At 64.9% G+C, this 11,851-nt stretch carries 11 protein-coding genes; 8 read left to right on the forward strand and 3 right to left on the reverse strand.

What is annotated here, in order from left to right; genetic code table 11:
• Positions 1 to 8: 8 nt before the first annotated feature.
• Together KK488_RS07340 and dnaN are read right to left on the reverse strand one after the other, a co-directional pair.
• Positions 9 to 503 carry a PilZ domain-containing protein gene (locus KK488_RS07340; protein WP_349356862.1) on the reverse strand — a complete coding sequence of 165 codons (495 nt, stop codon included), beginning with the start codon at positions 501 to 503 and terminating at the stop codon, positions 9 to 11.
• A gap of 550 nt (positions 504 to 1,053) precedes the next feature.
• Positions 1,054 to 2,166: a DNA polymerase III subunit beta gene (gene dnaN, locus KK488_RS07345; protein ID WP_214622501.1), complete on the reverse strand. Its 1,113-nt coding sequence runs from the start codon at positions 2,164 to 2,166 to the stop codon at positions 1,054 to 1,056.
• A 170-nt stretch (positions 2,167 to 2,336) separates the two neighbouring features.
• Here dnaN and KK488_RS07350 point away from each other — a divergent pair, with 170 nt between their 5' ends.
• From KK488_RS07350 to KK488_RS07370, 5 genes are all read left to right on the forward strand, one after another.
• Complete coding sequence (locus KK488_RS07350) at positions 2,337 to 2,840, forward strand: hypothetical protein (RefSeq protein WP_214622502.1); 504 nt, start codon at positions 2,337 to 2,339, stop codon at positions 2,838 to 2,840.
• Positions 2,841 to 2,850: 10 nt separating this feature from the next.
• Positions 2,851 to 3,552, forward strand: coding sequence for an aspartate/glutamate racemase family protein (locus KK488_RS07355; protein ID WP_214622503.1), 702 nt, complete (start codon positions 2,851 to 2,853; stop codon positions 3,550 to 3,552).
• A gap of 325 nt (positions 3,553 to 3,877) precedes the next feature.
• Positions 3,878 to 5,473: a M28 family metallopeptidase gene (locus KK488_RS07360; protein WP_214622504.1), complete on the forward strand. Its 1,596-nt coding sequence runs from the start codon at positions 3,878 to 3,880 to the stop codon at positions 5,471 to 5,473.
• Between the two features lie 187 nt (positions 5,474 to 5,660).
• A complete protein-coding gene (gene rlmN / locus KK488_RS07365) occupies positions 5,661 to 6,941 on the forward strand; it encodes a 23S rRNA (adenine(2503)-C(2))-methyltransferase RlmN (protein ID WP_214622505.1) in 1,281 nt (426 codons plus the stop codon).
• 401 nt (positions 6,942 to 7,342) lie between these two features.
• Complete coding sequence (locus KK488_RS07370; RefSeq protein ID WP_214622506.1) at positions 7,343 to 8,098, forward strand: sulfite exporter TauE/SafE family protein; 756 nt, start codon at positions 7,343 to 7,345, stop codon at positions 8,096 to 8,098.
• 6 nt (positions 8,099 to 8,104) lie between these two features.
• Here the strand turns inward: KK488_RS07370 and KK488_RS07375 are convergent, their stop codons facing one another.
• Positions 8,105 to 8,728, reverse strand: coding sequence for a flavin reductase family protein (locus KK488_RS07375; RefSeq protein ID WP_214622507.1), 624 nt, complete (start codon positions 8,726 to 8,728; stop codon positions 8,105 to 8,107).
• A 112-nt stretch (positions 8,729 to 8,840) separates the two neighbouring features.
• Here KK488_RS07375 and KK488_RS07380 point away from each other — a divergent pair, with 112 nt between their 5' ends.
• The 3 genes from KK488_RS07380 to KK488_RS07390 all read left to right on the forward strand — a co-directional run bounded on the left by KK488_RS07380 (position 8,841) and on the right by KK488_RS07390 (position 11,845).
• Complete coding sequence (locus KK488_RS07380; protein ID WP_214622508.1) at positions 8,841 to 9,578, forward strand: cytochrome b/b6 domain-containing protein; 738 nt, start codon at positions 8,841 to 8,843, stop codon at positions 9,576 to 9,578.
• Positions 9,575 to 10,372 carry a molybdopterin-dependent oxidoreductase gene (locus KK488_RS07385; RefSeq protein WP_214622509.1) on the forward strand — a complete coding sequence of 266 codons (798 nt, stop codon included), beginning with the start codon at positions 9,575 to 9,577 and terminating at the stop codon, positions 10,370 to 10,372. The genes KK488_RS07380 and KK488_RS07385 overlap by 4 nt, the downstream gene beginning before the upstream one ends.
• Before the next feature lie 246 nt (positions 10,373 to 10,618).
• Positions 10,619 to 11,845: an MFS transporter gene (locus tag KK488_RS07390; RefSeq protein ID WP_214622510.1), complete on the forward strand. Its 1,227-nt coding sequence runs from the start codon at positions 10,619 to 10,621 to the stop codon at positions 11,843 to 11,845.
• The last annotated feature ends 6 nt before the right edge of the window (positions 11,846 to 11,851 follow it).

Genomic DNA, 11,851 nt, shown 5'->3' on the forward strand with positions numbered 1-11,851 from the left:
GCCGCAACCTACGGGCTGCGGCCGCGATCGGGAAGGGAGGCGAAAGCGGGCGCCGAGACCGGGCGGTTGATGAAATCGCGAATACCCTCTTCGTCCAGGAAGATGTCCGAGAGAATTTCAGGCAGTGGCGTGTGCGGATCGGACCATGCAGGCCGCTCGCGCCCTTCGCGGCGCGGGGTGGGGAAGCAGTTGGCGCGGACGACTGACAATGCATTGATCCGACGCGTCAGCAGGACGCCGCAGCCATGGCGTGTCCGCCACATCACCCGACCGCGCTCGTCGAGGTTCCTTGCGCCGATCCGGACAATGCTGCCGACAGCTGGCAGTTCGTTGCCGATGAACCGTATACCGCCGTCCGAGATATCCGCGATCTCGACAGCAGCGAACTCGTCGTCCCAATGAAGCACTGCCCTGAAATCGGTAGGGAAGCGGATATAGCGGCGAATGTCGTGAAAGGATTTTGGGCTTGAATAACCCATGATCTCTCCCCTGTTTAAAGACACTTCCCGCAAGTATTTTTATTGTAACAATCCAATATCGGATATGTTCCATCAATTGATCTTGTTTTTAGATTTGCAGAAAAGAATTCGTTAGAATTTATGGTATAAAAACTATTAACTATATTTGAGATATTTAGAATATCACAGCAGTACATAGAGTTTTATGAAATTCCCGACTGGGCAAGAGGCGACCCATCATGCATGCGGATTCTTTCGTCCGATCGCTGTTTCTGAATTGCGTCAGTTAAGCGATGCACGCCCGCAAACGGTTTGACGATCCGGGCGAGCTCGCAGACCGCACCATGTCCGCTTCGATGAAGGCGGATCTGGCCGTTGGAACGCCGGATTGGGCGGGAAAAGGCCGTTGAAGCATGACGAGTCGAGGGCATGCGATCCCCCGGCTCTTTCTCATCTTGCCTATAGCGGCATGCGGGCGGGCGCACGGCATGTGCCGTCGCTCATCGTGTGACCCTGTCGTGACCTTTGGGCGATCCGGACTGCCGGTTTGGCAAGATGGCTTGCCAGGATCGACCGTTCGAATCCGTCCAGCCTCTCAGACCCGCATCGGCATCAGCACGTAGAGCGCCGTCGCCTTCTCACCCTCGCGGATCAGGGTCGGCGCGGCGGCATCGGCGAGATGCACCTCGACCGAATCCCCCTCGATCTGGCCGAGAATGTCGAGCAGATAGCGCGCGTTGAAGCCGATCTCGATCGGCGCCGAGCTATAGTCGCCCGGCACTTCCTCGGCTGCCGTGCCATTCTCGGGGCTGGTCACGGAGAGCGTGATCTTGTCCTTCTCGACCGCCATCTTGACGGCACGGGTCTTCTCGGTCGCGATGGTCGCAACGCGGTCCACGCCTTCCTCGAAGCTGCGCGGATCGATCTTGAGCAGCTTGTCGTTCCCGGTCGGGATGACGCGGCTGTAATCGGGGAAGGTGCCGTCGATCAGCTTGCTGGTCAGCACGGCATTGCCAAGGTCGAAGCGGATCTTGCTCGGCGAGAGGTCGATGTGCACGCTGCCGTCGACCTCGTCGAGCAGCTTGCGCAACTCCGCGATGCATTTGCGCGGAATGATGATGTCCGGCATGCCCTCGGCGCCATCCGGGCGCGCGACGGTGACGCGGGCGAGGCGGTGGCCGTCGGTCGCGGCAGCCTTCAGCACCGGCGCCGGATCCTCGGCAACGTGCAGGAAGATGCCGTTCAGATAATAGCGCGTCTCTTCGGTCGAGATGGCGAAGCGCGTCTTGTCGATGATCTGGACGAGCGCCGTGGCGGGCAGCTCGAAGCTGGTCGGCAGCGGCCCTTCGGCGATCACCGGGAAGTCATCGCGCGGCAGTGTCTGCAAGTTGAAGCGCGCGCGGCCCGCCTGGACCAGCATCTTGCCGTCGGCGGCCTCGATGCGCACCTGGCTTCCCTCGGGCAGCTTGCGGGCAATGTCGAACAGGGTATGGGCCGAGACGGTCGTGGCGCCGGCCACCTCCACCTGCGCCTGGACATTCTCGACGATCTGGAGATCGAGATCGGTCGCCATCAGGCGGATCGTACCGTCCGCGGAAGCGTCGATCAGCACGTTGGACAGGATCGGGATGGTATTGCGCCGTTCGACGACTGACTGGACATGGCCCAGGCTCTTGAGCAGCGTCGCACGTTCGATTGTGGCCTTCATCCCTCTGGATTCCGTTCTCTACCCGGTTGTTGGAGTCGGATCAGGCATCCGCTCGTGGAACATCTTTCCATATCGAAATTGCCGGAGGGGGCAAGTGCTGTGGCCAAAAAGGCGGGCCCGCGTGGCGCCGCTCTTGTGTTGCGCGGGGAGTTGCGCTTTGTCGGGCGCGCATGATCCGGTCTGGCCCGACAATCCTTCTCGCGAGCATCGCCCTGCTCCTGCCGGCGGCGGCCGATGCGCGTGACGTGCTTGGCATCTTCCAGCGCTGGGGGGCGTTTCGCGACATGGATCAGGGGCGCTGCTTCGCCATCGCGCAGCCGCTCGCCGGCGGATGGGAGGCCTCGCCCTGGCGGCCCTTCGCCGCAATCGGCTACTGGCCGCGCGGGGGGCTGCGCGGGCAGGTCAATATTCGCCTCAGCCATCAACTCGCCGCGGGCCAGGGTGCGACCCTGACGATCGGCGATCAGCGCTTCCCCCTGCGTGGCGGCGGCGCCGACGTCTGGTCGGCGGACCGCCGGGCGGACGCCGCGATCCTCGCCGCGATGCGATCGGGCCGGCTGATGGGCGTGTCCGGTCAGGCCAGGACCGGCGGCACCTTCACCGACCACTACGACCTGCGCGGCGCAGCCACGGCCATCGACGCGGCGGCGCTGGGCTGTGCGCGGATCAAATGAGGACAATCCCATGAAACGCATCGGCCTCATCGGCGGCATGAGCTGGGAAAGCACCACGCTCTATTATCAGCTGATCAATACCGGCATTCGCGCGCGGCTGGGCGGCCATTCCTCGGCGGATCTGGTGCTGCGCTCGGTGGATTTCGGGCCGGTCGAGGCGCTACAGCGCGCCGGCGACTGGATCGGGCTCGATGCGATGATGGCGCAGGCGGCGCAGGACGTCGAAGCGGCGGGCGCGGAGATCATCCTGCTCTGCACCAACACCATGCATCGCTGCGCCGACGCGATCGAGGCGGCGGTCGACATCCCGCTGCTGCACATCGCCGATCCGCTGGAGATTGCGCTCGCCGAGCTGGAGATCGAGACGATCGGCCTGCTCGGCACGCGCTACACGATGGAGCAGGGCTTCTATCGGGAGCGGTTGGAAGCGGCTGGCATCGAGGTGCTGGTGCCGGAGGAGCCGGACCGCAGTGACGTCCACCGGATCATCTATGAGGAGCTGGTCGTCGGGCGCGTCGAGGAAGCTTCGCGCGAGCGCTACAAGGAGATCATGGAGACGTTGGCCGGCGACGGCGCCGACGCGATCGTGCTGGCCTGCACCGAGATCGGTCTGCTGGTTGGCGAAGGCGATGCGCTGGTGCCTGTGCTGGACACGACGCTGCTGCACGCGAAAGCGGCGGTGGAATGGGCGCTGGGAGATCTGGAGGGCTGAGCCTCGGCGTGCTGTGTCCATCGCTCGTGTCAGGGCGAAGCCGAGACGGGCAATGTATGAGTGCTACCTATAGCCCCTCCCTTTCAAGGGAGGGGAAGGGGGTGGGTGTCGCGCAGCGATCAGCGCGATGTTCCAACCCCACCCCAACCCCTCCCCTGAAGGGGAGGGGCTAAGAAACCCTGCGATCTGTCGAATGGCCCGACAAATGCGGCCACATTCGCTGCCTGCCCAGGATGATCGCCTTATACGACAAATGGGTAGCGGCGGTTGACTCCCGCGCCGGCCGGGCCGCAGCATCTCGGCTCAATCAGCCTGGGGGTGCCGCATGACTCGAACGACCTTGCGCCGCTGCGCGCTCGCCGCGCTGGCGCTTGCGCAACCTGCCTTCGCCGGTCCGCCCGAGCCGAGCCAGGCGAAGATCGATGCCTGGTGGGGGCATGTCGAGGCGATCTCCAACGATGGGAACGAAGGGCGGCTCAACGGGTCGCCCGGCTATTTCCGCGCCGCCGACTACGTGATCGCACAACTCAGGAAGATCGGCGTCAAGCCTGCGGGCACGGACGGCTATCTTCAGCCGATGGATTTCGTCGAGCAGCGGTTCGACCAGAAAGCGAGCAGCGCGACGCTCAAGCTGCCGACCGGTGACGTGCCGTTCGCCGTGCCGAGCGAGCTCTTCTACCGCGGCAGCACGGCGATGCCGCCGACGATCGAGGCGCCGTTGGTGTTCGCCGGCTATGGCCTCTCCATTCCCGAAGCGGGGCACGACGATTTCGCGGGGCTGGATGTCAAGGGCAAGATCGTCGTCGTCCTCTCGGGCGGCCCGGCCAGCATCTCCGGTGCGCTCAAGTCGGATGCGCGCGCCGACCGCGCCAAGCTGCTGGCCGAGCGGGGCGCGCTCGGCATCATCTCGCTGACGACGCCCAAGCAGGTCGAGATCGTCTGGGAGCGGCAGGTGAGCAACAGCTACCAGTCCTCCATGTATCTCGCCGACCCGGCGATGCGCGAGGTATCGACGCCCTTCCTGTCGGCGACGCTCTCGCCCGCACGAGCCGAGGCGCTGTTCGCCGGATCGGGCCATACATTCGCCGAGGTGGCGGCGCTGTCCGATGCCTCGCAGCCGGTGCCGGTCTTTCCGCTCATCGGGCGTTTCGCCGCGAGGATCACGACGCAGACCAAGCCGGTGCACGGCGCCAACGTCATCGGGCTGATCCCCGGCAGCGACCGCAAGCTCAAGGGCGAGTATGTCGTGCTCTCCGCCCATCTCGACGGGCTCGGTGTCGGCGAGCCGATCAAGGGCGACACCATCTATAACGGCACCTTCGACAACGCGATCGGCGTCGCCAGCGTCCTTGAGGCGGCCAAGGTGCTGGTCAAGGGCAAGCATCCCAGGCGCTCGGTCATCCTCGCCATCGTGACGGCGGAAGAGAAGGGCCTTCTGGGCTCGCGCTATTTCGCGCGGCGGCCGACGGTGCCGGCCGGATCGATCGTCGCCGACGTCAATCTCGATATGCCGCTGCCGATCTTCGCGCTGACCAGCGTCTCGCCGCTCGGTTTCGAGGAAAGCTCGCTCGGCGCGGACGCGAAGGCTGTGGCGGAGAGCATGGGTCTCGGTGTGCTTCCCGATCCGCTGCCCGACCGCAACGCCTTCACGCGCTCGGACCAGTACAGCTTCATCCGCCAGGGCATCCCGGCGCTCTTTCCCAAATATGGCTTCACGCGCGGCACGCCGGAAGAAATCACCGAGAGAGCGTGGCGAGCGAACATCTATCATTCGCCGCAGGACCAGCTCGACCAGCCGGTGCTGAAGGCGGAGGGCGTCAGGATGGCGGATTATGTGACGGCGCTGGTCCGCCACATCGCCGACAATCCGGTGCGGCCGAGCTGGAACGAGAGCAGTTATTTCAAGCGGTTCACCAAGTAGCTGTTTCTTTCCTCCCCAAGCTTGCTTGGGGAGGGGGACCAGCGAAGCTGGTGGAGGGGAAATGGAGCGCCATCGCCCGTCGGCGACTCCCCTCCACCGCCTTCGGCGGTCCCCCTCCCCATCTGCGATGGGGAGGAAAGAGGCGGCCACCTTCCAAACCGGCCCGTCTTCCCCTATATGCGCCGCCATGCCTGAAGCTGCGAATCTGATGCCGATCCCCGGCCACATCGACCCCGTGCCCGTGCCGCGCGCGATCACGCCGCGCGAAGATGGGCGCGTCGACCTGCTCGGGCTTTCGCGCGTGCAGATCCGCGCCGAGCTTTCCGCCGCCGGGCTTGACGACAAGCAGGCCAAGCTGCGCTCCAAGCAGCTGTTCCATTGGCTCTATCATCGCGGCGTCACCGATTTCGAGGTGATGACCGATCTCGCCAAGCCGATGCGGGCGTGGATGGCCGAGCGCTTCATCGTCGGCCGGCCCAATGTCGTGGAGGCGCAGGTCTCCTCGGACGGCACGCGCAAATGGCTGCTCCGTTCGGACGACGGGCAGGACTATGAGATGGTCTTCATCCCGGACGCGGATCGGGGAACGCTCTGCGTCTCCTCGCAGGTGGGTTGCACGCTCAATTGCCGCTTCTGCCACACCGGCACGATGCGCCTCGTGCGCAACCTGACGCCGGGCGAGATTGTCGGCCAGGTCATGCTCGCGCGCGACGCCCTGGGCGAGTGGCCCAAGGGTAATATGGGCATTGCGGGCGCGCCCGCCGATGCCGACGAATTTGGGGATGAGGACGACGACGCGCCCCAATATACCAGCGACGGGCGCCTGCTCACCAACATCGTCATGATGGGCATGGGCGAGCCGCTCTATAATTTCGACAATGTCCGCGATGCGCTCAAGGTCGTGATGGATGGCGACGGCCTCGCCCTCTCCAAGCGCCGCATCACCCTCTCGACCAGCGGCGTCGTGCCGATGATGGCGCGGGCGGCCGAGGAGATCGGCGTCAATCTCGCCGTCTCGCTGCACGCGGTGACCAAGGAAATTCGCGACGAGATCGTGCCGCTCAACCGCAAATATGGGCTCGAGGAGCTGCTCCAGGCCTGCGCCGATTATCCCAAGGCGAACAATGCCCGGCGCATCACCTTCGAATATGTGATGCTCAAGGACAAGAATGACAGCGACGCGGATGCCCGCGAGCTGGTCCGGCTGATCAAGCACTACAAGCTGCCTGCCAAAGTGAACCTGATCCCGTTCAATCCCTGGCCCGGTGCCATCTATGAATGCTCTGATCCGGCGCGGATCAAGCGTTTCTCGGAGATCGTGTTCGAAGCCGGCATCTCCGCGCCGGTGCGCACGCCGCGCGGCCGCGACATCATGGCGGCCTGCGGCCAGCTTAAATCCGCGAGCGAGAAGAAGAGCCGGGCGGAGCTGGACCGGCTGGCGGAGGAGAAGCAGGCGGCGCTGGGTTAATTTCTTAGCCCCTCCCCTTCAGCGGAGGGGTTGGGGTGGGGCGGGAGGGTTGCAGATCGGTGCGCGACACCCACCCCCTTCCCCTCCCTTGAAAGGGAGGGGCTCTACAAAGGTAGAGGACGGCCGTGCCCGACCGCCCTCCTTTGGTGGGGCAGTGGCCGCCCCTCTTCCGTTTCCTCCTCGGGAACGGAAGCCCAGGCCGACCAGACCCGCATCGTGGCCGCCGACATTCTGCTCATATTTGGTGCGCTGATATTCCGCCGAGATGCAGATTTGGGGCGTGAGCGCATGTTCGAGGCGAATGGCATCGCCGACCTGGACATACCGCGAAACATTTCCGCCAGTTTCCGCGTCGCGGCTTTGCTCGACAAGTGCAAGTGCCGCGCTAAGGGGGAGAGGTGGTGGACTTTTCGACTCTTGCCCTCGCCGCCGGTGCCGGCCTGCTTGGCGGCACGATGAATGCGCTGGCGGGCGGCGGCACTTTCGCGACCCTGCCCGCACTGATCGCCCTCGGCCTGCCCGCCAACATCGCCAACGCGACCTCCAACGTCGCGCTGCTGCCCGGCGCGGCGGCGAGCAGCTGGGCCTATCGGGACGAGGTCGGCCCGGTCGCGGGCATCGACTGGCGGGTGCTGCTGGTCATCACCTTCGTCGCGGGGCTGGTGGGCAGCCTGCTGCTCGTGCTGACGCCCAGCAAGGCGTTCGACGTCATCATCCCCTGGCTGCTGCTCTTCGCCTTCCTGGTCATGGCGTTCGGGCGGCGCGCGGCGGACTGGCTGCATGCGCGGGTGACCATCGGGCGAGGCACACTGTTCACCGCGCAGGCGATCCTTGGCATTTATGGCGGCTATTTCGGTGGCGGCGCCGGCCTGATGGCGACCGCGACCTACGGCCTGCTCGCCAATATCGCCCCGCGTGAAGTGTTCGCGATGCGCACGCTCATGCTTGCCGTCGCCAATCTCGCCGCCGCGTTGATCTTCATGATGTTCGGCCTGGTCGCCTGGAGCGCCTGCCTGCCGATGCTGATCGGCGCTATCGCCGGGGGCTGGCTCGGCGCGCTGGTGGGGCGCAGGCTCAAAAGCGCGATGGTGCGCTGGTGGACGTTGATCGTCACCGGCGCGACGACTCTGGTCTTCTTCCTGCGCGTCTACGGCTGAGGCGCGTCAGCGCGGCCGGGTCATGTGGAACAGCGTATCCGGGCCGATCTCGAAATAGTCCGCCGTGCCGCCGCCGCGCGCCACTGGCGCCGCGCTGATCGTCCGATAGGTGCCCTCGACGATATGCGCGGGGTCGATATGGATGCGCACGACTTCGCCGAACACCATGACGTTGCTGCTGTCCGTCCCCGCCAGCGTCTTCAGATAGCGGATCTCGGTGACCTTGCATTCGAACTGGACCGGCGCGGCCGCCACGCGCGGCGCACGCACATCGACGCCGGGCAGCATGTCGAGTCCGGCAAGATCGAATTCGTCGACCTCCGGCCCGACGCTGGCCGAGCTGGCGTTCATCGCCTCGGCGAGGTCGCGGCTGACGAGGTTCCAGGTGAATTCGCCGGTGTCACGCGCATTCACCACACTGTCCTTCTCGCCGCCCGAGGAGAAGCCGACGATCGGCGGGCGATAGCAGAACAGGTTGAAGAAGCTGTAAGGCGCGAGATTCGGCACGCCCGCGCCGCTGATACTGCCGATCCAGCCGATCGGACGCGGTGCGACCAGGCTGTTGAGCGGATCGTGGGCGAGGCCATGGCCCTCGGCCGGGCGGTAACTGTGGAACAGGCGCTCGTTCACTCGTTCCTCCTTCACGCGCAGCCCTGCATCCAAAGGCTGGCCGCTTGCGTAGCTATGGGGTAATCACCGCTTCAGGACAGGCGCATAGCAGACATGGAAAACAAGGACAGCCATGGCCAGCGATAAGAATGCCCCGACGTCGCTGGTCAAGCGCCACCGGCTCTCGACGCGGCTGTGGCACTGGACCAATGCGCTGTGCCTCTATGTGCTGTTCACCAGTGGCCTCGGCATCTTCAATGCGCATCCCCGGCTCTATTGGGGGCACTATGGCGCTAATTTCGACAAGCCCTGGCTGGAGCTGAGCCGCTTCGGCGCGCGCTGGACCTTGCCGGGGCATTATGACCTGGCTTTCTCGCGCCACTGGCATCTCGCCTTCGCCTTGCTCTTCGCCTTCGCCCTGCTCGCCTACATGCTCTGGAGCCTGGTCAACCGCCACATCGCGCGCGATCTGGCGTTTCGCAAGGGCGAGCTCAAGCCCGCGCATGTCTGGCACGACATCAAGGCGCATGCGCGGCTGCGTTTCCCGACGGGGGAGGCGGCGCTGCGCTACAATGTGCTGCAGAAGGCGAGCTATATCGGCGTCATCTTCGTCGCGCTGCCGCTGATCATCCTGACCGGCCTCACCATGTCGCCGGGCATGGACGCGGCGTGGCCCTGGCTGGTCGATCTGTTCGGCGGGCGGCAGTCGGCGCGGTCGATCCATTTCATCACCGCCTGGGCGCTGGTCGCCTTCTTCCTTGTCCATATCCTGATGGTCGTTCTGGCCGGGCCGGTCAACGAGCTGCGCTCGATGATTACCGGCTGGTATCGCCTGCCGCCCGAGCGGCGCGAACCGGAGCGCGAGGCATGAGCGATCCTCGCGACAAGGCGCCCAACAGCCCCATCGTCAGTCGCCGCGCCCTGCTCACCGGGCTGACCGCCAGCGCCGCGACTTTGCTCGCGGCCTGCGACAAGCTCGGCAATGACGAGCGCTTCCGCAAGGCGCTTTTCTCAGCGGAGAATATGCACAAATGGCTGCAGCGCTCGCTGCAGGACCGCGAGGCGCTGGCCCACGAGTTTCGCGCCGACCAGCGCTCACCGCATTTCCGCGGCAATGGCACGCTCAATCCGGGCACGGACGCCTACAAGGCGCTGTGGCGTGGCAAGTTCGCTGACTGGCGCCTGCGCGTCGATGGCCTCGTTGCCCGACCCTTGTCGGTGAGCCTCGCCCAACTTCACGCGATGCCGCAGCGCGTCCAGACCACGCGCCACGATTGCGTCGAGGGCTGGAGCGCGATCGGCACCTGGCGCGGCGTGCCGCTCAGGACTGTGCTAGATGCGGCCGGGCTGCACACCAACGCGCGCTATCTCGTCTTCCATTGTCTGGACGAGATGGGCCAAGGTCCGGGGCAGGGCTATTATGAGAGCATCGACCTGGTCGACGCCTTCCATCCCCAGACTATCCTCGCCTTCGCACTCAACGAGCAGCCGCTCGAAGTGCGCAACGGCGCGCCGTTGCGCCTGCGGGTCGAGCGGCATCTGGGCTACAAGCACGCCAAATATCTCTCCCGTATCGAGGCCGTCGCCGATCTCGCGCATATCCGTGGCGGCAAGGGCGGCTTCTGGGAGGATGTCGCGGGTTATGAATGGTATGCGGGAATCTAAAGGGGCGGCGGCACGGCGCTGCTGACACGCCGGCTGGCTCCGAAATCCGTTTCCGGCAGGCATGCGTGATTGCGGGCGCACCTCCAGTGCCTGGCGGCTTCTTGAGCGGCGGGGGATCGACGTCCTCCGGGCCTGCTGGTAGTACTGGCAGCCAAGGGGAGGGTTCGGACACAAAGAACCGATAAATCCCCGCCAATGGAGAAATGCCAGGCAGCGATCTGGCGTCTATAATAGCCGGGAGGGGGCATGCAGCACGAGACTGGTCGCAAGGGCTGGGACACCAGCTATGAGTGGAAGATCATCCTGGTCCTCAGCCTGACGTTCGGTCTGGTCGGTCTGGATCGCTTCATTCTGCCGGTGCTGTTCCCGGCCTTCATGAAAGAGCTGGACCTCAGCTATCAGGATCTTGGCAATCTGGTCGGGATTCTGGCCATTTTCTGGGGAATATCCGCTTTTGCGATGGGCCTTCTGTCCGACCGGATCGGCCGCCGCAAGGTTCTGATCCCTGCCGTGATCATCTTTTCCCTCATGTCCGCCTTTTCCGGCATGGCGGGCGGCCTGGTGAGCCTGCTGCTGATCCGCGCTGTCATGGGACTTGCCGAAGGGCCGGTCGCTTCAACGGGTGTCGCAGTGGCGGTGGAAGCCTCGCACCCGAAACGGCGCGGCATGAACAACGGCATATTCCAGTGCATGATTTCGCTGTTCGGCAATGCGATCGGACCGATCATCGCCACCCAGTTGCTGCTGGTCACCGACTGGCGCACGGTTTTCATGCTGGTTGGTATTCCGGGCCTGGTCATGGCGGCCGCCATGTTCTTCCTGGTTCGGGAACCTGCGCATCACGTGGCGGACGGCGCGCCCCTCGCGCGCGCCGGCTTCGTCGATCTGTTCCGGCATCGCAACCTCCCCCTCGCCATGTTCACCCTGATGTGCGCGATGGGCGGGGTCTTCGTCATGGGCGCCATGATGCCCAACTATCTGACGGACTATCTGCACCTGTCGCTGCAGGACATGGGGTTCGTCACATCCGCCATCGGTTTTGGCGGCTGCATCGGGCAGTTCGCCATGCCCGCCCTGTCCGACTTCTTCGGCCGCAAGCTGGTGACGCTGGCATCCTATATCCTCGCGGCGATCTTCACCTATCTCTTTACGCAGGCCGGTGCGGGCAGTCTCGCCACGCTGTTCTGGCTGCTGTTCTTCGCGGCGCTGTTCAATTTCTCCGCGCTGGCCATCCTGGCGGGGCCGGTCGCAGCGGAAGCGGCGCCCGTTGGCATGGTCGCTTCCGCCGCCGGTCTGGTCATTGGCGCCGGCGAAATATTCGGCGGCGGCGTGGCGCCCGTCATCGCCGGCCGGATAGCGGCTTCGAGCGGCATCCAGCACGTATTCGGCTTCACGATCGCCAGTCTGGTCCTGGGGTTCGTCATCGCGCTGTTCCTCAGGGAAACCGCCCCCCGCAAGACCGGAATTTCGTAAGGAGAT

This window comes from Sphingobium nicotianae (assembly GCF_018603885.1).
Lineage (GTDB): Bacteria > Pseudomonadota > Alphaproteobacteria > Sphingomonadales > Sphingomonadaceae > Sphingobium > Sphingobium nicotianae.

Coding starts and splice junctions, on each gene's coding strand:
- dnaN (WP_214622501.1), bottom strand. CDS start 2,166: ATGAAGGCCACAATCGAACGTGCGACGCTGCTCAAGAGCCTGGGCCAT.
- KK488_RS07350 (WP_214622502.1), top strand. CDS start 2,337: ATGATCCGGTCTGGCCCGACAATCCTTCTCGCGAGCATCGCCCTGCTC.
- KK488_RS07355 (WP_214622503.1), top strand. CDS start 2,851: ATGAAACGCATCGGCCTCATCGGCGGCATGAGCTGGGAAAGCACCACG.
- KK488_RS07360 (WP_214622504.1), top strand. CDS start 3,878: ATGACTCGAACGACCTTGCGCCGCTGCGCGCTCGCCGCGCTGGCGCTT.
- rlmN (WP_214622505.1), top strand. CDS start 5,661: ATGCCTGAAGCTGCGAATCTGATGCCGATCCCCGGCCACATCGACCCC.
- KK488_RS07380 (WP_214622508.1), top strand. CDS start 8,841: ATGGCCAGCGATAAGAATGCCCCGACGTCGCTGGTCAAGCGCCACCGG.
- KK488_RS07385 (WP_214622509.1), top strand. CDS start 9,575: ATGAGCGATCCTCGCGACAAGGCGCCCAACAGCCCCATCGTCAGTCGC.
- KK488_RS07390 (WP_214622510.1), top strand. CDS start 10,619: ATGCAGCACGAGACTGGTCGCAAGGGCTGGGACACCAGCTATGAGTGG.